This is a genomic window from Dehalogenimonas sp. 4OHTPN (assembly GCF_040448695.1).
Taxonomy (GTDB): domain Bacteria; phylum Chloroflexota; class Dehalococcoidia; order Dehalococcoidales; family Dehalococcoidaceae; genus Dehalogenimonas.
On sequence record NZ_CP159307.1, the window covers coordinates 1,015,806 to 1,037,934 of the forward strand.

Genomic DNA, 22,129 nt, shown 5'->3' on the forward strand with positions numbered 1-22,129 from the left:
CGCTTGCATATTTATTGAGCGTCGCGTACTATCCGCCATAGGATACTGACGGCATGATGACCAAGCGTGATCGTATCAAAGCTTCAATCGAGGGCAAGGCGGTAGACCGCAGCCCGGTAGGCTTCTGGAGGCATTGGCCGGGTGATGACCAGTCCCCCGGTTCCCTCGCAGGTGTCGCTCTGGCGTTTCAACGCCGCTACGACCTGGATTTCATAAAACTCCCGGTGTCATCTGTTTATTGCGTAGAGGACTACGGCATCACCCATGCCTACAAAGGCAGCATCATGGGCGACCGTGAATACCTGTCGCGTGTCATCGTTAATGCCGGTGACTGGCTGAAGCTGGAGCCTCTGGACATTAACCGCGGCACTTATGGATGGCATCTTGAAGCGTTGAAGTCTTTGATCCGTGATAATGATGAAAACACTCCGGTTATCGTGACCATGTTTCATCCCCTGGCCATGGCTGCCTACCTATCGGGCGATGATACACTGATCGCCCACCTGCGGCAGCACCCCTCGGCGGTTCAGTCTGCTTTAAACGCGCTCGCGGAAACCTCAGCCCGTTTCGCCCGGGCTTGTATCGAATTGGGCGCCGACGGGATTTTCTTTTCGGCGCGGTTTGCCAGTCACGAATTGTTGAACGCCGCAGAATACCGGCGTTTCGGGCGCCCTGCCGATCTAAAAGTATTGGCTGCCGCTTCAAAGGGCTGGTTTAACGTTCTGCACCTGCACGGTCCGCATCCGATGGTGCAGGAATTATCAGACTATCCGGTTCAGGCGCTGAACTGGCATGACCACACTTCAGATATCAATGTAAAGCGTGCCGCCGGTTGTTTCGCCGGCGCTCTGATGGGCGGCATTGAGCAGGCCTTGCTGGCGCAGGGAACGCCGGATCAGGTAGCCGCCCAGGGCCGCGAAGCCATCGCCGCCATGAATGGACGCCGGCTGATTTTGACCCCGGGATGCACTTATTCGCTGGCCGTACCGGAAGCCAACCTGATGTCGGTGCGCAGAGCGGTTGAACAGCGGCCGGAATCATTAGCCGGATCAGCATAAAGGCTTCTTCGCAGGCAAACCGCTGCGGCGGGGATATTCAGGAGGCGTGGGCGATGATTTTCCCACAACAACCAGTTTACGTTCTCCGCCCAGAATTTGTGCATCGATTTCGACAATCTGGCACGAATCACCCCCTAATATACGAAGAGCCGGGCCGGCGGCATCAATTTCCGCGGTGATAACCCCCTTCTTCCAGGCTAAAAAGCGGCCGTTCAGGGCGCAAAACGGCAGGCATAACTCGTAGAGTACATTCAAAGGAGCCAGCGCTCTGGCGACTACCAGGTTATAGCGCTCGCGATGTTCGGTCTGACAGGCGGCGTCCTCAGCCCGGGCGTTTATTATCGCGACGTTCTCGAGTTGAAGCTGCGCGGCGGTCTCCGTCAGGAAAACAGCTTTCTTCCCGGTCGCCTCGAGCAGTGTTAGTTCAATTTCCGGGAAGGCAATCTTCAGCGGAATGCCCGGGAAACCTGCCCCGGTGCCGACATCGATGACCCGCCGACCTTTAAGGCTGATGCCTGCCGCCGCAATCGAAAGGGAATCTAAAAAATGAATTGATTGGACGGCTTCATATTCGATCACGCTGGTGAGGTTGATCCGGCTGTTCCATTCCGTCAGCAGTTGAAAATATCTTTCGAATTGCTCCAATTGGCCTTCTGTCAGTTCGATGCCAAACCTGGAAGCGCCCTGTTTGAGAATGGACAGATTCATCGGCGGATTATAGCATTTTTGGCCACTTTGAAGCCGTTGTGTTATGCTAATGACACCAGACCGCTAGGGGTGCGCAAAGCTGAGAGTCCTTCAGCTGAAGGACAACCCTGGCACCTGAACTCGATAATCCGAGCGTAGGGAAGGCGGTATAATGATGACAACTCAATTGCTGCGCGCCAGGGACGGCGTTATCACCCCTCAAATGGCGGCAGTCGCCGCCGCGGAAAATGTCACCGCTGAGGAAATCAGGGAAAGTATCGCTTCCGGTGTTGTGGTCATCCCGGCTAACAACGGGCATGCCAACCTCCAGCCGCGGGGGATCGGCCGGGGCCTAAGAACGAAAGTCAATGCCAACATCGGCACTTCCCCTGATTGCGCCGACGTTCAAATAGAGCTGGACAAGCTGGCAGCGGTGCTTCAGGCCGGCGCTGACGCTGTTATGGATCTTTCGACCGGTGGCGATTTGACCGCCATCCGTCGTGCCATCCTTAAACGCTGCCCGGTTCCGCTCGGCACTGTGCCGATTTATGAAGCCGGAGTCCGAGCTCGGGCGGCGCACGGTTCAATCATCGAGTTGACCTCTGAGGGTCTGTTCGATGTGATCCGCAGCCATGCCGCGGAAGGCGTGGACTTTATTACCGTACACTGCGGCGTCACTTCAGGGGTGATTCAGAGGTTAAAATCCCAGGGAAGAGTGACCGATATCGTTTCGCGGGGCGGCGCTTTGATGGCCGGTTGGATGGTCTATCATAACCGAGAAAACCCGTTGTATGAACAATTCGATCGTTTGCTTGAAATCGCCCTGGAGCATGACATCACCATTTCCCTGGGCGACGGGCTGAGGCCGGGCTGCCTGGCCGACGCCACTGACCGCGCCCAGATTGAAGAACTGCTTGTCCTCGGTGAACTGGTTGATCGCGCCAGGCAGGCAGGCGTCCAGGTCATGGTTGAAGGTCCCGGTCACGTCCCGCTAAACCGTATTCAGGCTAATGTGGAGCTGCAGAAGTCAGTATGCCGCGGCGCCCCGTTTTACGTCCTCGGGCCGCTGGTGACCGACATCGCGCCGGGATACGATCACATTACCTCAGCCATTGGCGGCGCCCTGGCTGCCATGTACGGCGCCGATTTTTTATGCTATGTCACTCCGGCTGAACACCTTTCGCTGCCGGAACCGGAAGACGTGCGCCAGGGGGTGATCGCCTCTCGTATCGCCGCCCATGCCGCCGACATCGCGCGGGGCCTCCCCGGCGCCGCAGATTGGGATCTTAAGATGGCCCGGGCGCGCAAGAACCTCGATTGGGAATCACAGGCAAATCTCTCGATTGATCCTGGGTTATCGCGCCGGCGGCACGCGGCTCGACAAACCTCCGGAGCCGCCTGCACTATGTGCGGTGAATTTTGCGCCATGGAAATGGCGGAAAAATACCTCGGCATTCAGACCGCCCGATGCGAATAGGCCGAGCTTAAGGCAAATATTTGGATTCAGCTTTCAAATTTGGCAGATTCCTAGATATCGATTTTCGTATCCATTTCAGCTGGTTTCTCATCTTCATACTGATGGCTGTCTTCCTGGCCCGGGATGTATTTCCAGGCGCCGTTCGCGGCGAGAGCACGCTTTCTTACTGGCTTATGGGAACCGGCACCGCTTTCCTTTTTTTCGTGTCGGTTCTGGGTCATGAGTTAGGACACACTCTGGCCGCCAGGTCAGCCGGAATTCCGATCGGCGGCATAACCCTGTTTTTGTTTGGTGGAGCGGCACAGATGAATCGAGAGCCGGCCTCAGCGAGTGCCGAACTGAAAATGGCTCTGTCCGGTCCCGGGGTCAGTCTGCTAATGGCAGTATTATTCTGGGCGGCTTATCAAATATTCCTTGGTTCCCTGAATACCATTGCCGCTATGTCCTTATGGCTTTCACAGATAAATTTAATCGTCGCTGGGTTCAACCTCCTGCCCGGATTTCCCCTTGACGGCGGACGGGTGCTTCGCGCCTTATGGTGGCGCTTAACCGGCGACAACCTTCGGGCAACCAGGGTAGCTGTAGCCTGTGGGCGCATCACCGGTCTGGCGATAGTCGCCGCCGGTATCTTCGTCCTCGTCCAAAACCAGGACTGGCTGGCTGGGGTCTGGCTTATCCTGATAGGTGTCTATCTTGAATACTCCGCACGTCTCAGCCTGCGGCAGTATTATCTCCAGCAATGGATGAAGGGGCGGAAAGTCTCGGAAGTCATGGAAACCCGCTGCCGGGAAATCCCGCCGGAGACTAAGGTGAGTGAATTACTTATTAATCCTGGTGCTGAACGCTGCCTGTTGGTCAACCTCGGTGACCGGCAGGGAGTAGTGTTCACGCCAACCCTTTCAGCTCATTCAGGCACAGCCGGCTTGGACCGCATCGCCCTGCCGGTCGACGGCGCCCTTCAGATCTCACCCGGTGATGACCTCCTGGTGCTGGCCCAGCAGATGAATGAGACCGGGCGTGATTATGCGGTGGTTAAACAGGACGGCCGGACGGTCGGCTTCGTCTTTCTGGACGCACTGATCGACCTGGTAAACAGCCCAAGAGGCGGAAACACCTGAGCAACACTCTTTGCCTCATTCACATTGGCAGTATATACTTGGATTTGGCCATTGAGCAAAGCATACTTTGCTTTCTGAAATAACCAGCGCTCGAGAGGAAAGAATGACAGAAACCCAAAATGATCGTCCGGCTGATCTGACAGACGCCGCGGTAGCCTACCTCGGCTCCTTGTCTTCCGGAAAACGTGAAGCCGTAACGCCGGCGGTGATGAACTTTGTCAGATGGTACGGGGCTCACCAGAGTATTGATAAAATTGCCCCGCCGAAACTTGGCGAATACGCGGAAAGCCAGCCCTCCGGTGAAGATGGCGCCGCCAAGATTAAGGCTGTACGAGAAATGCTGGCTTTTGCTGCCCGTCAAAATTGGATTTCATCGGAAATGTCCGGTCACCTGAAAGTGAGGAAAGTTGTTGCCAGAGTCAGGTCGTCCAACTCGCGCCCGGCTGTTGAGAAACTGGTTCTGACAACTGACAAACAGGCAGAGATGACGGCGGAGTTGGCCGGGTTAAAAGAGCGCCGGGTACATGTCATTGATGATATTAAACGCGCGGCGGCGGACAAGGATCTGAAAGAGAATGCGCCCTACCATGCCGCCCGGGAAGAGAAAGCCCGCCTGGACGGCAAGATCAAAGAATTGGAGACTCTCCTCAAGCATGCCGTGGTAGGCGAGCAGGAGTGTGCTGCTGGAACTATGGCTGACCTTGGCCGTAAGGTCACTCTGAAGGAAACAGTGTCTGGTATTCAAAGAACCTATTTACTGGTGACCCCTCGTGAAGTAAATCCCAAGACCGGCCGGATCTCTCCGGTATCGCCCATCGGCAAAGCTGTTATGGGGCGCTCAGCGGGTGAAATCGTCGAGGTTGTCGCACCGGCCTGTACAGTGAAATATCTGATAGAGTGCATTGAATAAAGCAAACAGTCTCGATCGGAGGCGGCATGAGGTCATCATTCAAGATCGGGCGCATTCTGGGTATAGAGATTGGTATACATGTTTCGTGGCTCCTGATATTCGCCTTTTTGACCTGGTCGCTTGCCGCCAGCTACTTCCCTTCCATTCTCCCCGAAGAAAGCTCCGCGACTTACTGGCTGCTCGGGGCTGCCTCCAGCCTCTCGCTATTTGCCTCGGTCCTGGCTCACGAGCTGGGTCACTCGGTAGTCGCTCGGCGTAACGGCATACCGGTAAAAGATATCACGCTGTTTATTTTCGGCGGCGCGTCCAATATCGGTAAGGAAGCCGATACTCCCGGCGCCGAGTTCCGCATGGCGGTGACGGGGCCTCTGATCAGTTTCGCTTTGGCGGCCATATTCTACGTTGTCTATTCCGCCGGCGGGCCAGTCGAGACCGCCTTGAGCGCTGTCACCCTCTATTTGGCCCAGATAAATATGATTTTAGGCATTTTCAATTTACTTCCCGGATTTCCTCTTGACGGCGGCCGGGTATTCCGGTCGCTAGTCTGGAAGATAACCGGCAACGTCAATAAGGCGACTCGAATTGCGGCCACAACCGGTCAGGTAATCGCTTATTTGTTTATCTTCGGCGGCATCGCGTTAGCCTTCAATGTCGGGATCAGCGGTTTGTGGCTGGCTTTAATCGGCTGGTTCTTAGCCTCGGCAGCCTCGGCAAGCTATCAACAGTCTTTGCTCTCGGAGGTCCTTAAAGGGATTAAAGTGAGTCAGATCGCCAGGCTGGATTTACACACCATCTCTCCGACATTGACGGTTGAGTCAGCTTTGAATGAGATGCTGGAGAAGCGCCAGCGCGCCTTTCCGGTGGTTGAAGGCAGCCGCATGATCGGGCTTCTTAGTATGACGGATATTAAACGCTCACCAAGGCACACCTGGTCGTCGGAGACTGTCAGTAGTATCCTTACCCCGATGAATGAGGTAAAATCCGTTTCCCCTGATGACGACCTGGCGGCGGCTCTCGAGCTTATGCAAGGCGGAGGATTCAACCAGTTACCGGTTCTGGAGGGCGGCGCGCTGCGCGGGATGCTTTCCCGCGCTGACCTGCTGAGCTATATTCAGATCAAGCAGGAACTCGGCCGTTAGGGAAATTGACACCTCGATGCTTCTGTAATAACCTTATCGGCATATTGGATCAAGGAGGATTCCTGTGGAAAAGACCTCTACCGGTCTTCAAGAGAACGTCGCCGGTTTGCTGTGTTATCTTGGGACTTGGATAACGGGCATAATTTTCCTGATTATCGAGCCCAAAAACAGATTTGTGAGATTTCACGCTTTTCAATCTATAGTCGTTTTCGGATTTATTCAAATCCTTGGGTTGATACTGAGTGGACCGTTTGCGCTGTTTAATTTACTTTTTGCCTGGCTTATATGGGTTGCCGGAATAATTCTCTGGATCGTGCTCATGGGAAAAGCTTATCAGGGGCAGCGCTACAAACTGCCGGTGGCCGGGGATATCGCCGAGAGCCTGCTCGGCAAAGGTTAGGCTTAAACCAGATAGCCTCGACACCCGTTTCGGCCGACTGCCTGCCGGTTTGGAGAAGTTCCTCGGACAGAACGAGAGTTATTTCCCCACGTAGATGATGTGGTCCTTGTTCACCGCCACGAAATCGGCGTGTTTTATCCCGCCTTGCAGCGCTGGGTTGAAAATCACGTCAGTCACCGGGATAAACTGGTCGCTCCGGTTGAGAGCGTCCTGAAGTTCTTCCCACATTTCACTGTGCATATTGCCGGTCAGGGTTGTCTGGGCGAGACTGATGGCCGCCTGGACAGGTTTCTTCCGCCGGATCGGGTAAGCGGCGCTCGGCGCCGCCGCGGGCTCGCTGTTACCTTCGCCAACGAACAAGATGTTACTCTTGCGGATGAACGCGATATCCATGCGCCGGGGTTCACCCTCAGAAGTCACCACATCAGCTTCGACCAGGGTCAAGAAATCTGAACTGGACTGCAGCTTGCCGCTGAATCCGCCTTTGTTCAAGGCGTCCAGAAGCCGCTGCTGCTGCTGGCACAAGGTGTAGCCGGAAAATAATCCGTTGGTTGTTTGGATAAAGATCTTAAGCTTGCGGAAACGACCGGAATCCAACCCTGAAACCGGTATTCCTGACGACTGTTTTTGTTCTTCCATCATCTCTCTCGAATAGTTAGCTGATACCTCTGGTCACGCCTATCGCCACAGCGGATATTATCGCGACCAAGCCGCTGATAACCAGTCCTGCGATCCCGGCGGCATACCGGCGCCGCCTGACCGCCGCTGTCAGGCCGAAATACACCCCGCAAAAGGCCAGAATGAGAGCCAGCCAGAGATAATAAGTTCCTCCGGTCAGAAAACCCGCCAGCAGCCCGATAAAGCTGGTAATCCCTGTTGCCAGACTGGCTATTCCCATCAGACTTTCCCTGATGACGAATTCCGCCGCCCGGTGCCCCGGCGCCTTCTCATCGATGATTCCTTACTCCTGTGGCGTCGCCAGCATGTAGCCGACACCGTGTTTGTTCAGAATAATCTTGGGATTGTCTACATCGGCCTCTATTTTCTGCCGGAGCTGCCGGATGTAGACGCGCAGCGCCGCCACGCAGTCTGGATAAAAATCGTTCCACAGCGCCTCGGCCAGGGCGGCGTAGGTCACCACCGCGCCCGGGTGTTGTATCAGCTTGCTCATGATAATTTCTTCGGTCCTGGTCAGCGGGATCTCCCGATTATGGTAATGGAGGATTCCGGTCGATGGAGACAGCCGCAAATCGCCCGCGGCCAGGTTTGAGTCCGGCGCCGGCGTGGCCGATCTCCTCAGCAGCGCCTTGATTCTGGACAAAAGTTCCATCTGCCGGAACGGCTTTACCAGGTAGTCGTCGGCGCCGGCTTCAAGAGCCTTTACGATGTCAAATTCGTCCTTTCGGGCCGTCAGTATAATGATGGGGTAGTTGGCAAACAGCCTGATGCCTTTGAGGACCTCGAAACCTGAAATATCGGGCAGCCCCAAATCCAGGATGACTAAATCCGGTTTTAAGTCTCTGGCCTGAGACACCGCCTGGGCGCCTGAGTCCGTTGACAAAAACTCCACATCCGGCCAGCGCATGCGGAACGCCCAGGCGACTGAGTCGACAATCTGAGCGTCATCCTCAACCATGAGTACTTTCATACATTTCCTCTGTCTGCGGCCGTCGGCAGCGCCAGGCCAAAGGTCGCCCCGTGTCCCGGTTCGCTCTCGACCCAAACACGGCCGCCGTGAAGTTCAATGATCATTTTTGACAGCGCCAGCCCCAGACCCAAACCGGAGAGTTTTTCGCCACCGCTCTGGGGCACCCGGTAATAGGGTTCAAATAGTCTTTTCTGCGCTTCGCCGCTGATGCCCGGTCCGGAATCTTTGACCTCAACCCGCAGCTCGCCCTGAACGGCGTATGCCTTGAGAGTGATCTCGCCGCCCTTAGGCGTATATTTTACTGCGTTCGTGAGGTAATTATAAAGCACCTGGCGCAGCCGGTCCTCATCGAGCCTCACTTTGGGTAAGTCGGCTGGCACGTCAACGATCAAAGTTTGGTGTTTGCGGGCAGCCGCCGCTTTGAGGTTGTCGGCCATGCCGATTAAAAGCGGCCTGGCGTCGCCCGGCGACGGCGCCACGGTGAGCATGCCCACCTCGCCCTTGGCCACATCCAGGAGTTCATCGGTGCGCCGGTCAAGGTTCTGGGCGGCGCGATGGATATTTTTGGCCAATTCCTGGCGCGGATCTCCCGCCAGATCATCAACGAACAATTCCGCCGAAGCCAGCATCGCGGTGAGAGGTGTTTTGAGCTCGTGCACCAGGGCGCGGTTGAAATCGGCGCGGCGGTGGATTTCTCGGTCGAGTTCTTCGTTCAACAGTTTAAGTTCAGCGGTACGAAGCGCCACCTCGGTCTCAAGCAGGGCTTTCTGGCGCGCCACCGCCCGAAGCCGCAGGTAGTAAACACCGTAGGCGATCAGTACGCCGATAGCGGCGGCTATAAAATTGACCCACCAGTTGGCCGGCAGCGGCGGCAGTTCGATGCCGGGGTCGTCTGAAGGCTGCGGCGAAACCGCTTCGGCAGCGGCGGACATTAAGCCGGTTGTGGCCGATAATGGCGAAGCCAGCCCTGCTGAAAATAACAGCAGGCAGCCTGAGACGATTAAGATCAGGGAGCATAAGCGGAGGAGCCTGCTGCGGGTCGGCATAAGACATTTTAGTATATTGAAGTTACAACGGCAATAAAAAACGGCTCCGGGAAAACCGGAGCCGCTCCTGTGAAGGCTTGAATTTATCCCAGGCCGATACTGCCCATGAAGGCGGCCAGGTCGCCGAGCCGGGTGGAGTAGCCCCACTCGTTATCGTACCAGCCCAGTACCTTGACCATATTGCCGGCCATGACCATGGTGGACGGCGCGTCGATGATGCAGGATGCCGGGTCTCCCTTGAAGTCGGAGCTGACCAGTTCTTCCTTACAGAAGGTCAGGACGCCTTTGAGCCCGCCGCCGGCGGCTTCTTCCAGCGCCGCGTTGACCTCCTCGGCGGTGACGTTCCGCTTCACAATCGCTGTCAGGTCGGCTATGGAAACGCTGCCCACCGGGACCCGCAGCGAGATGCCGTGGATCAACCCCTTTAATTCCGGGATAACCTGGGCGACCGCCTTGGCGGCGCCGGTGGTGGTAGGGATAATGTTCAGCGCCGCGGCGCGGGCGCGGCGCAGGTCCTTGTGGTAGATGTCCAGCAGACTCTGATCGTTGGTGTAAGCGTGAACCGTGTTGATCAGCGCTTTCTCGATGCCGAACTTGTCGTTAATGACCTTGACCATCGGGGTGACGCAGTTGGTGGTGCAGGAGGCGTTGGAGATGACCGCGTGCTCGGCCGGGTTGTAGGCTTCCTCGTTAACGCCCATGACCACGGTCAGGTCGGCGTTGGCCGAGGTGGTGGAGATGATGACTTTTTTGGCGCCGCCTTCCAGGTGCAGCGCCGCCTTGGCCCGGTCCGAGAATCGGCCGGTAGACTCGATGACGATATCGACGCCGTAGTCGCTCCAGGGGATCCTGTTGGGTTCCTTTTCGGAGAACGCCCGCACCGTTTTGCCGTCAACGATGATGATTCCTTCTCCCGCCTCAACAGTGCCGGGATAGGCGCCGTAGCTGGTATCATGTTTCAGCAGGTGGGCGTTGGTGGCGGTGTCGGCCAGGTCGTTGATGGCTACCACCTCGAGTTCATTGGCATGATATTTCTTGATGGCGCGGAAAGTCAGCCGGCCGATGCGCCCGAAGCCGTTGATGCCGATGCGGGTTACCATGAGAGGTCCTCCTTGTTATTCACTTTTCAGTACCGGGTGGGAACCTGAATCAGAAATTATCCGGGCTTTTTAATCTGAGCATATCCAAAAACGCTTCAAGCCTTGTCTTAAGATGCTGGGAAAGACCGAAATCGGCGTTGCCCTCGACGGTTAAAATCGGGATATCCAGTTTCAACCGCAGTATTATATCACCGATGGCGCGGTGGCAAAACGATTGCACGTAATGAATAATCCCATCCAGCCGCCGATCCTTTACCGCCTGGCGGATGTCGGCGACCCGGTGTTCGGTGGCGTACGGGTAGGCGTAGCGGCAGTATTGCTCGGTCAGGCTTTTTACCTGGTACGGCATGGAAAACTGCCGCTGGATTTCGTTGAAAACCACCCGGCCGCCGCATTTCTCCAGATACGGGTACAACTCGGCGGCGTAGACCGGCGGCACTCCTGCGAAACCCAGGCGGACCTGGCCTGAAGAAAAGGCCGGGCGGTTACGGGCCTGCTCTACGGCCTTTCCCAGATCACTGAAATAGCGCTCAGTATCCTGATTGAAATCTGATGCTGAAACCAGCCAGTAATGGTTCTCTTTCCCGGAGACTGTATTCTCCTGCCAGGTCAGCCGGTCGATTTCTGAGGTTAGCGCCCTCACCGGCAGCAAGCCGATTCTGGCAGCCTCGGCTTCAGCGGCTGTTGTTCCCAGTTCCGCGGCCAACTCCCTGATAGCCCGTGACACCCGGCCGGTTTCCGGCGTCGCCGGGTAGGCGAATGGAATAGTTTTAATGCCCTGGTGCCGAAGCACCTCCATCAGCATCAGCGTATTGGAGCAGTCGCCGCCGGTGACGCAGATGACCTCTTCGATGCCATAGTGGATCGCCGCGCCGTAAATACCCTTGATCCAGGCACAGGTATTAAGCGGAAATCCGGCCTTCTCGGCCACGGCGATGAGTGACGGCGGGTCGGCATCGCTGACAAAGAGGTTGTTGAGGTCAGCGGGGACGGCTCCAGCCGCCAGGATGACCTCGACAGGTACGGTGGTGGTGATGCCGATGCGTTTCACAGCGGGCAATTATACCTAATTCCACTGGTCGTGTCTTTCCGGCCAGACCATGTTTTCGATCCCTGAGACCCATCCTATTGATATTTAGCCGCTGCACCGTTGTATAATCTCTTTGTCGAGCCAAAGCCTGTTCGCCGGCAAGAGTCGGAAAAATTTCCGAGAGGTAAGAGAATGGAGTTCTCCGAGGTTATTTCCAGCCGTTACAGCGTCAGGTCTTACCGCCCAGATACTGTGCCCGATGACCAGCTGCAAAAAGTACTTGAAGCCGCCCGCCTGGCACCGACCGCCGCCAACCGCCAGCCATTTAAAGTTCTGATTATCCATACTGAAGGCCGGGAAGCAGAACTCCAGGGCATTTACCCCAGCGAATGGTTTACCCAGGCGCCGATTCTCTTATGCGTCTGCGCTCTGCCCGACCGGGGTTGGGAACGCCACGACGGTAAGAATTATGCCGAGGTCGATGCTGCCATCGTCATGGACCACATTATCCTGGCGGCCACCAGTCTCGGTCTGGGCACCTGTTGGGTGGCGGCCTTTGACGTACCCACAGCCAGAAAAGTCCTGCGTATACCTGATGAATGGCAGCCCATCGTCTTCACGCCGCTGGGGTATGCCCACAGCCAGCTGCGTCCCAAGTCCCGCCGCCCCCTGTCCGAGCTGGTCGTCTATGACCGCCCGCCGCGGTAATCGGTCCTTCAGAGTGAGGATACTTTTTTTCTCGCGGCTGACGCATTTGATAGCGGGAAGCGATTTCGATGAAGAAAAATGCCGTTATTCCTGCCGCCGGGCTATTGCTTATAAACTTACTTGTCTCGGCTTCGGCGTGCACTGACCGCTATCCCCCCGGCGCTGAAGTGCCCCTGGAGCGCACACTCTGGGTGCTTGAGGAATTCGGCGATCCGGGAAAAATAAACTCGCCGATTAGCGGGACCAGGATTACCATCAGGTTCGATCCCGATGGTAATCGAGTCGGGGGATCGGGTGGCTGTAACACTTACGGCGGCGGTTATGTACTCTCAGGACAACACGGTTTGGATGTGAAGGAAATTATCCAGACGGAGATCGCATGCGGCGGCGGCATCAACGCTCAGGAAGCCGCCTATTTCAACATTCTGCTCGCGGTGACCTCGTTCGACCTGGAACACCGGCGATTGACACTCTCGGGTCCCCAGGGGATACTGGTCTTTGAGCCCTGATCCGGGTTAACTGACTCTGAACGCCGCCGCTCCGGCGTACCGCGCTTCGGCTCCAAGTTCCGCCTCGATAGCCAGCAGCCGGTTGTACTTGCAGGTCCGCTCGCCGCGGCAGGGTGCGCCGGTCTTAATCTGGCCTGTCGCCATGGCTACCGAAAGGTCGGCGATGGTGGTGTCCTCGGTCTCGCCGGAACGGTGGCTGACTATGGCCGTCCAGCCGGCCCGTTGGGCCATCTCGATGGCGGCGATAGTCTCGGTCAGACTGCCGATCTGGTTCAGTTTGATTAAAACCGAGTTCGATGATTTCTCGGCGATGCCGCGCTTTAGCCGCTTGATGTTGGTGACATAAAGATCGTCGCCGACAAGCTGGACTTTACGGCCGATCCTCGCGGTCAAGGCCTTCCAGCCTTCCCAATCGTCCTCGAACAAGGCGTCCTCGATGCTGATAATAGGATAGTCGGCTGCCCATTTGGCATAAAACTCGATAAGTTCGGCGCTGGAAAGCGTCCTGTTCTCGCGTTCGAGGACGTAGTGGCCTTCACGGTACAGTTCGGAAGCCGCTGAATCGAGGGCAATGGCGCACTCCCGGCCTGGGGCGTAGCCCGCTTTCTCGATAGCCTTAACGATGACCTCGATAGCCTCGGCGTTGGACCGGAGCGAAGGGGCAAAGCCGCCTTCGTCCCCGACATTGGTGCCGTAACCCAGTTTCTTGAGCAAACTCTTCAAGGAGTGGTAAATCTCGGCGCCCATGCGCAGGGCGTCGGAGAACGTTGGCGCGCCTACCGGGGCGATCATAAACTCCTGGAAGTCGGTCGAGTTAGCGGCATGTCGACCGCCGTTTAAAATGTTCAGCAGCGGCACCGGCAGGCTGTAAGGGCCGGCTGGATTGAGGTATCTGAAGAGGGAAACGCACTGGGAGTTGGCTGCCGCTCTAGCCGCGGCCAGCGATACCGCCAGTATAGCGTTGGCCCCCAGGCAGCTTTTGTTCTCGGTGCCGTCGAGCGCGATCATCGCCTCATCGAGAGCTTTCTGGTCGGTGGCATCTTTACCGGCCGCGGCGGCGGTTATCTCGGACTCAATGTTGCGTACCGCCTTTAGAACGCCCTTGCCGCCGTAGCGGCGGGGATCTTCATCCCGCAGTTCGACCGCTTCATGTGTTCCGGTACTGGCGCCGGAAGGCACCGCCGCCCAGCCCGTGATTCCGTTGTCGAGAGTCACCGTGGCCGCCGCCGTCGGATTGCCGCGGGAGTCCAATATCTCGTGTCCCCTGATGCTCCTGATAACCGGCATGTCAATCTCCTTTAATTTGTCATTCCCGCGTAAGCGGGAATCCATCGGGAGGATCCGGGGATATGCAGCGGTACAGCATACCGCGGCTATTATTCCGCCTTCTCCTCGATCCTGGCGATAGCTAGCCGCACCGCCTCTCGGGCATTGTCGGCTCTTAAGATGAAATCCGCTTCCTCGTCTCGCCGTGACATCTTCCAGGTGTCAATGCCGATAACCGGCAGACCGGAGATCCGGGCATAGGCGATCTCCGACAGCGTGCCGTAGCTGCCGCCGATGGCGATTACCGCCTGGCCGCTCTTGGCGACGATCGAGTTCCTGGTGAAGCCGAGCCCGGTCACAATGGGAATCTGGACAAAGGGGTTGGCCGATTCCCGGTGCTCGCCTGGTAAAATGCCGATAGTCAGCCCGCCGGCATCCGCCGCGCCCTTGCAAGCTGCCTCCATAACCCCGCCCAGTCCGCCGCAGACCACCGCAGCGCCGGCTTTGGCAAGTTCGCCGCCGACTTCCTCGGCGATTCTCAGGTCGGCAGCTGAGGCTTTCGACCCGCCGATGACCGAGACGAAATATTTAGCTTTCATGCCGGCGGATTATAACACCCGCTCCCCACTTTGAAAAAGGGAGACTTGGGAGATTATTGCCAGTGAATGTCCATGTCTTCACCCTGCCGGTTTTTCCCGCTGCGATGTGCGGCGAAACCATCCTGTGTTCAGGAGTGACCGATGCTCCTGCTGCTGTTAGCTCAGCCTCGATCCAATATCCGCGCGCATTATTTTGATACGGCCTTTTAAACGGAATTGGTGGGAATGTGGGACAATCCCACTTTCCCACCGAAAACCGGCCTCTCCATGGACTGCTTGCTTCATCCCGATTATGGACTTAAAAATATTCGGTAAAAAACGACAGGAGTCGCTTGACAATCATAAGAACGTAGGTGCTATAATACCGTCATCATCTCACTAAAGCCAATCTGTTTTTCAAGAGTTCAACTCCCTTAGCTTAGAAATGCCCGGCTGGGTGTTGGTCCCGGTCGCGGTAGGGCTTGCTTCCATTCGGTTAATAATTGGTTTGAAAGTAAAGCGATAGATGTATTTAACAAATCAGCGAGTTCAGCCCGCCGACAAATTGCCGGGAGAATCGTTTCAGTCGTTTTTAATACAACTCATGGAGCATGACGCATGACGCCCGGCTGGGATTGTGATATAAAGTAAGCACCTATGACCGAACTTCTTCAGGCCCAGGCCCGGGCGCAGGAACTCCGCCGCCAGATAGAACACCACAACTACCAGTACTATGTCTTGGACGCGCCGGAAATCTCCGATCAGGAATATGATGCCCTCCTCCGGGAACTCCAGGAACTGGAGAATGAGCACCCGGCGCTGGTGACGCCGGACTCTCCCACCCAGCGTGTCGGCGCCGAGCCGCTTAAGGCTTTCGGCGTGGTCAAGCACCGCCGCCCGCTGCTTTCGCTGGGCAACGCCTTCACCAAGGACGAACTCCGAGAATGGCACAGGAAGGTCGCCAAACTCTTACCAGGCGAGAACTTATCTTTCGTCTGCGAGCACAAGATGGACGGGCTGGCCATCGCCCTGACCTATAAAGATGGCCAGTTCGCCGTTGGCGCCACCCGCGGTGACGGCGAAGAGGGTGAGAACGTCACCCAGAACCTGCGCACCATCCGCAGCCTGCCGCTCAAAGTCCGCGGCGAGGCCTCGGGTGCTTTCGAGGTCCGCGGCGAGGTCTTCCTGCCTATATCCGGTTTCGAGAAGCTGAACAAAGAGCGGGAAAAAGACGGCCTTCCGTTATTCGCCAACCCGCGCAACGCCGCCGCCGGTTCGGTCAGGCAACTCGATCCAAAGGTGACAGCCAAGCGGCCGCTAGACATCTACATCTACATGCTGGGTTGGGTGGAAAACGGGGAGATGCCACAGACGCACTGGGAAGCACTGGAACTGATGAAGAAATGGGGCTTCAAAGAGAATCCCCATAACCATAAGTGTGACAGCCTCGAGGAAGTGGAGAAGTACTACGACGAGTGGTACGAAAGACGCGACAAGCTGCCTTATGAGGCTGACGGCATCGTGGTGAAGCTGAACTCGCTAGACCAGCAGCAACGGCTGGGGTCGGTAGGACGTGAGCCGCGGTGGGCCATCGCTTTCAAGTTCCCTGCCCATCAGGCGACGACGCAGCTCAAAGACATCGGCATCTCCGTCGGCCGCACCGGCACGCTGAACCCATATGCCATCCTCGAACCGGTCTACGTCGGTGGCGTCGTCATCCGCCAGGCCACCCTCCACAACGAAGACGACATCCGCCGCAAGGACATCCGCCTCGGTGACACCGTCGTCATCCAGCGCGCCGGCGATGTCATTCCCCAGGTAGTCGGCCCGGTACTCGAGAAACGGAAGGACAAACCGCCGGAATTCAGCATCGAGGAGAAGCTGCGCGGCAGGGACGGCAAGGCGCACTGCCCTGTCTGCGGCACCGAGATCTATCGGCCCGAGGGCGAGGTTATGTATTACTGTCCCAACTCGTCCTGCCCGGCTCAGCTTCAGGAAAGCATCGAGCACTTCGTATCCAAACCGGGCATGGATATCCGCGGCATCGGCGAGAAACTGTCGGCCGCGTTCCTGTCGGAAGGCTTGGTTAGAAATGTCGCCGACCTGTACGATCTCAAAGTTGAACAGTTGGCAACCCGCGAGGGCATGGGGGAGAAGAGCGTCAGGAATATTATCGACGCGATTGCCAAATCCAAGAAACGACCTCTCCCCAACGTCATCTTTGCCCTGGGCATCCGCCACATCGGTGAGGAGAACGCGGTGCTGCTGGCCCATGAGTTCAGCAACTTGAAGGCGCTTTCAGAAGCCAAAGAGGAGCGTCTTGATGCCATACCAGGCATCGGCGACAAGATTGGCGAAAGCATCCTGGCCTATTTCAACAGCCCGGACAATTGCACCATTATCCAGCGTTTGATGAAGATATTGGATACGCCCGAAATACCAGCGGCCAGGAAAGCCGGGCCGCTGGCCGGCGAGGAGTTCGTCGTCACCGGCACCCTCCGCTCTATGAGCCGGGACCAGGCCTGGGAAAAGATCCGGGCAGCCGGTGGGACGACCAAGCCCAATCTGACCAAGAACACCCGCTACCTTGTCGTCGGCGGGGACGCCGGTTCCAAGCTGGATAAAGCCAGGGCGGCGGGCATCGAGACCATTACCGAGGAGCAATTATTGAGGATGCTGAATCCGCCATCAAGCGGCCAACCGAGGCTGTTTTCATGAAGCTTATCATCGGCCTGGGCAACCCGGGCAGGGAGTACTCCGGAACTCGACATAACATCGGTTTCGCTGTTTTGGGCGAACTGGCGCGGAGAAACGGCATCAACTTTGACAAGCGCTGCTGCCATTCCCGCGCCGGTGAAGGCCGGATCGCCGGGCATGAGGTCGCGCTGGCCAAGCCTCAGACTTACATGAACCTCTCCGGCGATGCCGTGGCCTCTTTGATGCGCCGCTACCGGGTGAAACTCTCGGACATTCTGGTCGTCCATGACGACCTCGACCTGCCGCTCGGCAAGATCCGCCTGCGGGCCAACGGCAGCGCCGGCGGGCACAACGGCCTCAAGTCCATCATCGCCTCGGTCGGTTCCATGGATTTCGCCCGGCTCAAGATTGGCATCGGGCGGCCTGAGCCTCTAGATGCCGAGCATCGCGACGTCGTCGATCACGTCCTGACCGGATTCGACGCCACAGAACGGAATATCGCCGAGGACGCCATCGGCAAAGCCGCTGAAGCCATCGAGATAATGGTGGAACAGGGATTGGAGGCCGCCATGAATCGCTTTAACAGAGTTGAAACGCGCCCGGTTATCGAGTAGACTACTGGTTTTCCATCGCCCCCAAAGAAAAGAGGATTATTATGGCCGATATTCGTCCTTTCCAAGCCATCCGCTATAACACCGCCACCGAAGACATGGCGGCGGTCATCTGCCCGCCGTATGACGTCATTAGCCCGAAACAGGAACTTGAACTGCTCGCCAGCAGCCCACACAACTACATTCGCATCGAGTTTTCCAAGACCTTGGCAAACGACGATGACAACTGCAACCGCTATACCCGGACGCGCGCCTGTCTACTCGAATGGCTGCGCACCGATGTCATGATGCAGGACGGCAAGCCGGCCTATTACCTGCACGAGCATAGTTTCACCCATGACGGCATGACCTCCGTCCGCCGCGGCCTATTCGCCAGGGTCCGCCTCGAAGAGTGGGACAAGATGATCGTCCGGCCGCACGAGCAGACGCTGGCCGGACCGAAGCGCGACCGCATAAAGCTAATCGCTACTCTTGAGGCAAACACCAGTCCGGTCTTCGGCCTGTACCAGGACCCGGGGCGTTACATCGGCTCGTTGCTGGACCAGGTTGCCGGTTGGCCGGCGACGGTGGAGTTCAGCAGCGAGTCCGGAGAGTCCCACCGCTTGTGGGTGATCGAAGACGCCGAGGCTGTCGCCGCCCTGGAGCGTGGCTTCGCCGAAATGCCCGTCTACATCGCCGACGGGCACCATCGCTATGAGAGCGCGCTGGCCTACCGCAATGAGCGTTATGCCCAGGATCCCAACATCCCCCGCGATGCGGCGCTCAACTTCATCATGATGTCGCTGACCGACATGGCCGATCCCGGCCTTCTCATCCTGCCGACTCATCGCCTGATCAAAGGGTTGCCCAAGCACCAATTGTTCATTCTGCCTGAACGACTCGAGGAGTTTTTTACTGTCGAGCGTTTTTCGCTTTCAGGAGACGCCTGGCGGCAGATCAAAACGCTGATGACCGAGGACAGCTCAAGGTTTTTCATCTATGGGTTGAACGGCGGGGAGTTGTTGAGCCTGACGGTAAAGGACAAAGCGAAGGTCGAGGATTTGATGCCTTCCGGCCATACCGCCACCTACCGCGGCATGGACGTCAGCGTCGTCGACCACGTGGTGTTGGAAGATATCCTAGGTATGAACGCCATGGACGAGGAGCGCATTGCCTATGACCATGACCGTGACTCCGCGATATCTCGAGTTAAATCCGGTGAGTTCCAGTTCGCCTTTATCCTGAAGCCGGTGCGCCCGGAGACGATCCAAGCAATCTCGGACGCCCGCGACCGCATGCCCCGCAAGAGCACCTACTTCTATCCCAAGATACCGTCCGGCATCGTCATGTACCGTCTCCGCGATTGATATCGGGGACGCGAAAAGTCAGCCTGTAGGCTTAGTACCGGGGGATAAGGGCAGCAGGTTGGGTGGAGTCCTTCGACTGGAGGATGAAACCCCCCAATTACCCGGTGTGTTAATGCCTGGCCAGGTATTCCACCGCCATTTTGATAAAATAGCGGTGGAAGCGGTCGTCCATCGATAATTCCGGGTGGAAACTGGTGGCCAGCAGGTTATCCTGCCGCACCGCCACAATGGTGCCGTTGCCCAGCCGGGTCAACACCTCGGCCGGCGGCAGGGCGCTCTCGATGATGGGGGCGCGGATGAAGACGGCCGGAAAGGGCTCGCCATCCAATCCATCCACCGTCAACTTGACCTCGAAGCTGTCCACCTGCCGCCCGAAGGCGTTGCGCCTGACTGACATGCGCATCAAGCCCAAGCCCACTGGCATATTTGATCCGGCATTGGTCACTTCATCGGCCAGGAGTATCGCCCCGGCGCAAGTGCCCCAAATGGGGAGCCCTTTCTTAGCGTGGTGCTTGATGGCCTCATTCAGCCGATAGATATCGGCCAGCTTGAGCATGGTAGTGCTCTCACCGCCGGGGATAATGAGGCCGGCCAGTCCTTCAATTTGCTCCGCCCGGCGGACTTCGACTGCCTCGGCGCCGATTCTCCTCAGCATGGCGACATGCTCGGCGAAGGCTCCCTGCATGGCTAGGACGCCGATCTTCATCATTATTCCAGCTCCATGCCCAGCACCACCGAGGTCTCTATCTGCCGCGGCGAGATGCGCCAGTACCTGGCCAGCAACTCATCCTTGTCCGGCAATAGATTGAAGCCATACTTCCGGTAAAAGTCGACTGCCCAATAAGCCGCCGCCCAAGTGCCCACCAGCAGGCTGCGGGTTTTCGTTAATGCCTTCAGGTGTTCCATGAATCTCGACCCGATGCCTTTTCGCTGATAACCCGGCAGGACATAGGCGTGCCTGATCAGGGTAACGTCGGCTACCGGTTGGAAGCCGGCTACGCCGACAATTTCTCTGTTCTCGACAAAGCCGTAGAAGATCATCGACGCCATTTCACGCACCAGTTCGTCACCGGACATGTAAGGCTCATGGTAGCAGTCGCGCGGGACGATGCCTTCGTAGCGTTTGGCTGCGGCATTGATGATATCCAGGATCACCGGGGTCTCGGTCCCGGCCAGCGCTATTATCGGCGATGAACTGTCCCCCATCGGAAATCAGCCTATAGCTTTACCAGTTTGGCCGTCTGCACGCCTTCCAGCGCCCGGACCTGTTTCAGCCCGGACTCCGGCAGAGCCTCGTCCAGGGCCAGGATCATCAGCGCCTGGCCTCGCGGCTTGAGCCGAGACAGGTGCATATAGCTGACGTTAACGTCCGATTGCCCGGTAATGCTGCCGACAGCGCCGATGAGACCCGGGCGATCGCGATGGTCGGCAAATAGGAAGTAGCCGCCAGTAGGCACGATGTCGATCCAGTACTGGTCAATACGCACGATATGGGTCTCGCCGCGCATTATGGTACCGGCCACTGTCGTGTTGCCTTCGCTGGTCACCGCTTCAACGGTGATCAAACTGGCATAGTTGTCGCAGGCAGCCTCTTTCTGTTCGGTGATGCTCATACCGCGCCTGGCTGCCACAATATCGGCATTGACCATGTTAACCCGCTCTTCAGAGATCTGCTCCAGGATGCCGCCCAGCACAAGAGCCTTAAGCGCCCGGGTGTCGTAGCTGGCGATCTCTCCGGAGTATTTGATGTTGATAGCTGTCATCTGGCCTTCTGCAAGTTGTGAAAGGAGACGACCTACAGTATTGGCAACCTTGATAAAGGGGTTGATCACCGGAAGGCTTTCGATGGCGATGAAAGGAGCGTTTACCGCGTAGCGGGCAGGTGCGCCGCTGAAGACATCGATGACCTGGTCGACGACGTCAGAAGTCGCCAGGTCCTGGGCTTCGGCGGTAGAAGCCCCCAGGTGCGGCGTGACCACGATATTCTCTACCGCGAAGCAGACGTTGTCGGTGCACGGTTCCTTGATGAAGACGTCAATGGCTGCCCCGGCCAATTTCCTATCGTTGACCGCCGCTACAAGTGCCTCTTCGTCAATGAGTCCACCACGGGCGGCGTTAATGATGCGGGCGGAGGGTTTCATCATCGCCAGTTCTTTAGCGCCGACCATGTTCTTTGTCTGGGCGGTCAGCGGAACATGGAGGGTGATGAAATCGGCTTCCTTGTAGATGCGCTCCAGTGTCGCCAACTCGATTTGCATGTTCTTGGCGCGCTCAGCCGAGACGAAGGGGTCGAAACCGATGACCTTCATCTCGAAAGCGCGGGCTCGCTTGGCTACCTCGGAACCAATGTTGCCCAGACCGATGACGCCCAGCATCTTGCCCCTGAGCTCGGTGCCCAGGAATCTGTTGCGCTCCCAGGCGCCGCCTTTAAGGCAGGCGTTGGCCCTGGGAATATGACGGGCCAAGGCTAACATCAAAGCCATAGTGTGTTCGGCGGCTGAGATGGTGTTGCCAGTAGGGGCATTAACGACAATGATGCCGGCTTCGGTAGCCGCTTTCATGTCGATGTTGTCGACGCCGACGCCAGCCCGGCCAATGACCTGCAGGTTCTTGCCTGCCTTGATGATATCGGCGGTCACCTGGGTCTGCGAACGCACCAGCAGGGCATCATAGTCGCCGATGGCGGTAATGAGTTCCTCCGGCTTGAGGCCGGTCTTGACGTCGACCTCGGCCACCGCCTTGAGCCGTTCGATGCCGGCGGGCGACAGCGCGTCGGCGACCAGGACTTTCTTCATTGACAC

The 22,129-nt window shown here is 57.4% G+C and carries 23 protein-coding genes and 1 riboswitch; of the genes, 11 read left to right on the forward strand and 12 right to left on the reverse strand.

Translation table 11 applies throughout. The annotated features are described in order from the left end of the window. Positions 1–53 precede the first annotated feature (53 nt). Positions 54–1,058 carry a uroporphyrinogen decarboxylase family protein gene (locus ABV300_RS05280; RefSeq protein WP_353713861.1) on the forward strand — a complete coding sequence of 335 codons (1,005 nt, stop codon included), beginning with the start codon at positions 54–56 and terminating at the stop codon, positions 1,056–1,058. On the opposite strand, the gene rsmG is transcribed toward ABV300_RS05280, so the two are convergent. Continuing rightward, positions 1,050–1,766 (reverse strand): 16S rRNA (guanine(527)-N(7))-methyltransferase RsmG, encoded by a 717-nt coding sequence (rsmG, locus tag ABV300_RS05285; protein ID WP_353713862.1) that lies wholly within the window; start codon positions 1,764–1,766, stop codon positions 1,050–1,052. The genes ABV300_RS05280 and rsmG overlap by 9 nt on opposite strands. A 55-nt stretch (positions 1,767–1,821) precedes the next feature. Then, positions 1,822–1,925: riboswitch (TPP riboswitch) on the forward strand. Here rsmG and thiC point away from each other — a divergent pair. From thiC to ABV300_RS05310, 5 genes are all read left to right on the forward strand, one after another. Next, entirely contained in the window at positions 1,921–3,222 is a 1,302-nt protein-coding gene (thiC, locus tag ABV300_RS05290; protein ID WP_353715360.1) for a phosphomethylpyrimidine synthase ThiC, read from the forward strand. It overlaps the preceding riboswitch by 5 nt. A 20-nt stretch (positions 3,223–3,242) precedes the next feature. Then, complete coding sequence (locus tag ABV300_RS05295) at positions 3,243–4,340, forward strand: site-2 protease family protein (RefSeq protein ID WP_353713863.1); 1,098 nt, start codon at positions 3,243–3,245, stop codon at positions 4,338–4,340. A gap of 103 nt (positions 4,341–4,443) precedes the next feature. Next, a complete protein-coding gene (greA, locus tag ABV300_RS05300) occupies positions 4,444–5,250 on the forward strand; it encodes a transcription elongation factor GreA (RefSeq protein ID WP_353713864.1) in 807 nt (268 codons plus the stop codon). A gap of 26 nt (positions 5,251–5,276) precedes the next feature. Beyond that, positions 5,277–6,389 (forward strand): site-2 protease family protein, encoded by a 1,113-nt coding sequence (locus ABV300_RS05305; RefSeq protein ID WP_353713865.1) that lies wholly within the window; start codon positions 5,277–5,279, stop codon positions 6,387–6,389. Positions 6,390–6,453: 64 nt separating this feature from the next. Further along, complete coding sequence (locus ABV300_RS05310; RefSeq protein ID WP_353713866.1) at positions 6,454–6,789, forward strand: DUF4870 domain-containing protein; 336 nt, start codon at positions 6,454–6,456, stop codon at positions 6,787–6,789. A 78-nt stretch (positions 6,790–6,867) separates the two neighbouring features. Here ABV300_RS05310 and ABV300_RS05315 read toward each other — a convergent pair whose 3' ends face one another. The 6 genes from ABV300_RS05315 to ABV300_RS05340 form a co-directional block, all read right to left on the reverse strand. After that, positions 6,868–7,431, reverse strand: a complete 564-nt coding sequence (locus ABV300_RS05315) for a hypothetical protein (RefSeq protein ID WP_353713867.1) — start codon at positions 7,429–7,431, stop codon at positions 6,868–6,870. A gap of 13 nt (positions 7,432–7,444) precedes the next feature. Beyond that, positions 7,445–7,687 (reverse strand): hypothetical protein, encoded by a 243-nt coding sequence (locus tag ABV300_RS05320; protein ID WP_353713868.1) that lies wholly within the window; start codon positions 7,685–7,687, stop codon positions 7,445–7,447. Between the two features lie 63 nt (positions 7,688–7,750). Next, the gene (locus ABV300_RS05325) at positions 7,751–8,437 is read right to left on the reverse strand and encodes a response regulator transcription factor (protein WP_353713869.1); all 687 of its coding nucleotides are present in this window, start codon (positions 8,435–8,437) and stop codon (positions 7,751–7,753) included. Next, positions 8,434–9,483 carry a HAMP domain-containing sensor histidine kinase gene (locus tag ABV300_RS05330; protein WP_353713870.1) on the reverse strand — a complete coding sequence of 350 codons (1,050 nt, stop codon included), beginning with the start codon at positions 9,481–9,483 and terminating at the stop codon, positions 8,434–8,436. The genes ABV300_RS05325 and ABV300_RS05330 overlap by 4 nt, the downstream gene beginning before the upstream one ends. Positions 9,484–9,566: 83 nt before the next feature. After that, complete coding sequence (gap, locus tag ABV300_RS05335) at positions 9,567–10,583, reverse strand: type I glyceraldehyde-3-phosphate dehydrogenase (RefSeq protein ID WP_353713871.1); 1,017 nt, start codon at positions 10,581–10,583, stop codon at positions 9,567–9,569. Positions 10,584–10,632: 49 nt separating this feature from the next. Beyond that, a complete protein-coding gene (locus ABV300_RS05340) occupies positions 10,633–11,634 on the reverse strand; it encodes a 2-hydroxyacyl-CoA dehydratase (RefSeq protein ID WP_353715361.1) in 1,002 nt (333 codons plus the stop codon). A gap of 171 nt (positions 11,635–11,805) precedes the next feature. On the opposite strand from ABV300_RS05340, the gene ABV300_RS05345 reads away from it, so the two are divergent. After that, positions 11,806–12,321, forward strand: a complete 516-nt coding sequence (locus tag ABV300_RS05345) for a nitroreductase family protein (protein ID WP_353713872.1) — start codon at positions 11,806–11,808, stop codon at positions 12,319–12,321. Positions 12,322–12,389: 68 nt separating this feature from the next. Then, the gene (locus ABV300_RS05350; protein ID WP_353713873.1) at positions 12,390–12,830 is read left to right on the forward strand and encodes an META domain-containing protein; all 441 of its coding nucleotides are present in this window, start codon (positions 12,390–12,392) and stop codon (positions 12,828–12,830) included. Between the two features lie 6 nt (positions 12,831–12,836). Here the strand turns inward: ABV300_RS05350 and eno are convergent, their stop codons facing one another. Together eno and ABV300_RS05360 are read right to left on the reverse strand one after the other, a co-directional pair. Next, positions 12,837–14,117, reverse strand: a complete 1,281-nt coding sequence (gene eno, locus ABV300_RS05355) for a phosphopyruvate hydratase (RefSeq protein WP_353713874.1) — start codon at positions 14,115–14,117, stop codon at positions 12,837–12,839. Positions 14,118–14,206: 89 nt separating this feature from the next. Further along, positions 14,207–14,695 carry a TIGR00725 family protein gene (locus ABV300_RS05360; RefSeq protein WP_353713875.1) on the reverse strand — a complete coding sequence of 163 codons (489 nt, stop codon included), beginning with the start codon at positions 14,693–14,695 and terminating at the stop codon, positions 14,207–14,209. A 636-nt stretch (positions 14,696–15,331) separates the two neighbouring features. Here ABV300_RS05360 and ligA point away from each other — a divergent pair. From ligA to ABV300_RS05375, 3 genes are read left to right on the forward strand one after another with little or no spacing between them, the layout of a single operon-like run. After that, positions 15,332–17,392 carry an NAD-dependent DNA ligase LigA gene (gene ligA, locus ABV300_RS05365; protein WP_353713876.1) on the forward strand — a complete coding sequence of 687 codons (2,061 nt, stop codon included), beginning with the start codon at positions 15,332–15,334 and terminating at the stop codon, positions 17,390–17,392. Next, positions 17,389–17,985, forward strand: a complete 597-nt coding sequence (gene pth / locus ABV300_RS05370; protein ID WP_353713877.1) for an aminoacyl-tRNA hydrolase — start codon at positions 17,389–17,391, stop codon at positions 17,983–17,985. Before ligA ends, pth begins: the two co-directional genes overlap by 4 nt. 41 nt (positions 17,986–18,026) lie before the next feature. Continuing rightward, a complete protein-coding gene (locus tag ABV300_RS05375) occupies positions 18,027–19,328 on the forward strand; it encodes a DUF1015 domain-containing protein (protein ID WP_353713878.1) in 1,302 nt (433 codons plus the stop codon). A 109-nt stretch (positions 19,329–19,437) separates the two neighbouring features. Here ABV300_RS05375 and pdxT read toward each other — a convergent pair whose 3' ends face one another. Genes pdxT through serA form a run of 3 tightly spaced genes read right to left on the reverse strand, consistent with a single transcriptional unit; the run spans position 19,438 to position 22,123 of the window. Further along, positions 19,438–20,034 carry a pyridoxal 5'-phosphate synthase glutaminase subunit PdxT gene (gene pdxT / locus ABV300_RS05380; RefSeq protein WP_353715362.1) on the reverse strand — a complete coding sequence of 199 codons (597 nt, stop codon included), beginning with the start codon at positions 20,032–20,034 and terminating at the stop codon, positions 19,438–19,440. A 2-nt stretch (positions 20,035–20,036) separates the two neighbouring features. After that, positions 20,037–20,534, reverse strand: coding sequence for a GNAT family N-acetyltransferase (locus ABV300_RS05385; protein ID WP_353713879.1), 498 nt, complete (start codon positions 20,532–20,534; stop codon positions 20,037–20,039). Between the two features lie 11 nt (positions 20,535–20,545). After that, positions 20,546–22,123, reverse strand: coding sequence for a phosphoglycerate dehydrogenase (gene serA, locus ABV300_RS05390; RefSeq protein ID WP_353713880.1), 1,578 nt, complete (start codon positions 22,121–22,123; stop codon positions 20,546–20,548). Positions 22,124–22,129 lie beyond the last annotated feature (6 nt).

Excerpts from the sequence above, each read along its gene's own strand:
- ABV300_RS05280 (WP_353713861.1), top strand. The coding sequence starts at position 54 with ATGATGACCAAGCGTGATCGTATCAAAGCTTCAATCGAGGGCAAGGCG.
- rsmG (WP_353713862.1), bottom strand. The coding sequence starts at position 1,766 with ATGAATCTGTCCATTCTCAAACAGGGCGCTTCCAGGTTTGGCATCGAA.
- thiC (WP_353715360.1), top strand. The coding sequence starts at position 1,921 with ATGACAACTCAATTGCTGCGCGCCAGGGACGGCGTTATCACCCCTCAA.
- greA (WP_353713864.1), top strand. The coding sequence starts at position 4,444 with ATGACAGAAACCCAAAATGATCGTCCGGCTGATCTGACAGACGCCGCG.
- ABV300_RS05305 (WP_353713865.1), top strand. The coding sequence starts at position 5,277 with ATGAGGTCATCATTCAAGATCGGGCGCATTCTGGGTATAGAGATTGGT.
- ABV300_RS05315 (WP_353713867.1), bottom strand. The coding sequence starts at position 7,431 with ATGATGGAAGAACAAAAACAGTCGTCAGGAATACCGGTTTCAGGGTTG.
- ABV300_RS05320 (WP_353713868.1), bottom strand. The coding sequence starts at position 7,687 with ATGGGAATAGCCAGTCTGGCAACAGGGATTACCAGCTTTATCGGGCTG.
- ABV300_RS05325 (WP_353713869.1), bottom strand. The coding sequence starts at position 8,437 with ATGAAAGTACTCATGGTTGAGGATGACGCTCAGATTGTCGACTCAGTC.
- ABV300_RS05330 (WP_353713870.1), bottom strand. The coding sequence starts at position 9,483 with ATGCCGACCCGCAGCAGGCTCCTCCGCTTATGCTCCCTGATCTTAATC.
- gap (WP_353713871.1), bottom strand. The coding sequence starts at position 10,583 with ATGGTAACCCGCATCGGCATCAACGGCTTCGGGCGCATCGGCCGGCTG.
- ABV300_RS05345 (WP_353713872.1), top strand. The coding sequence starts at position 11,806 with ATGGAGTTCTCCGAGGTTATTTCCAGCCGTTACAGCGTCAGGTCTTAC.
- ABV300_RS05350 (WP_353713873.1), top strand. The coding sequence starts at position 12,390 with ATGAAGAAAAATGCCGTTATTCCTGCCGCCGGGCTATTGCTTATAAAC.
- eno (WP_353713874.1), bottom strand. The coding sequence starts at position 14,117 with ATGCCGGTTATCAGGAGCATCAGGGGACACGAGATATTGGACTCCCGC.
- ABV300_RS05360 (WP_353713875.1), bottom strand. The coding sequence starts at position 14,695 with ATGAAAGCTAAATATTTCGTCTCGGTCATCGGCGGGTCGAAAGCCTCA.
- ligA (WP_353713876.1), top strand. The coding sequence starts at position 15,332 with ATGACCGAACTTCTTCAGGCCCAGGCCCGGGCGCAGGAACTCCGCCGC.
- pth (WP_353713877.1), top strand. The coding sequence starts at position 17,389 with ATGAAGCTTATCATCGGCCTGGGCAACCCGGGCAGGGAGTACTCCGGA.
- ABV300_RS05375 (WP_353713878.1), top strand. The coding sequence starts at position 18,027 with ATGGCCGATATTCGTCCTTTCCAAGCCATCCGCTATAACACCGCCACC.
- pdxT (WP_353715362.1), bottom strand. The coding sequence starts at position 20,034 with ATGAAGATCGGCGTCCTAGCCATGCAGGGAGCCTTCGCCGAGCATGTC.
- ABV300_RS05385 (WP_353713879.1), bottom strand. The coding sequence starts at position 20,534 with ATGGGGGACAGTTCATCGCCGATAATAGCGCTGGCCGGGACCGAGACC.
- serA (WP_353713880.1), bottom strand. The coding sequence starts at position 22,123 with ATGAAGAAAGTCCTGGTCGCCGACGCGCTGTCGCCCGCCGGCATCGAA.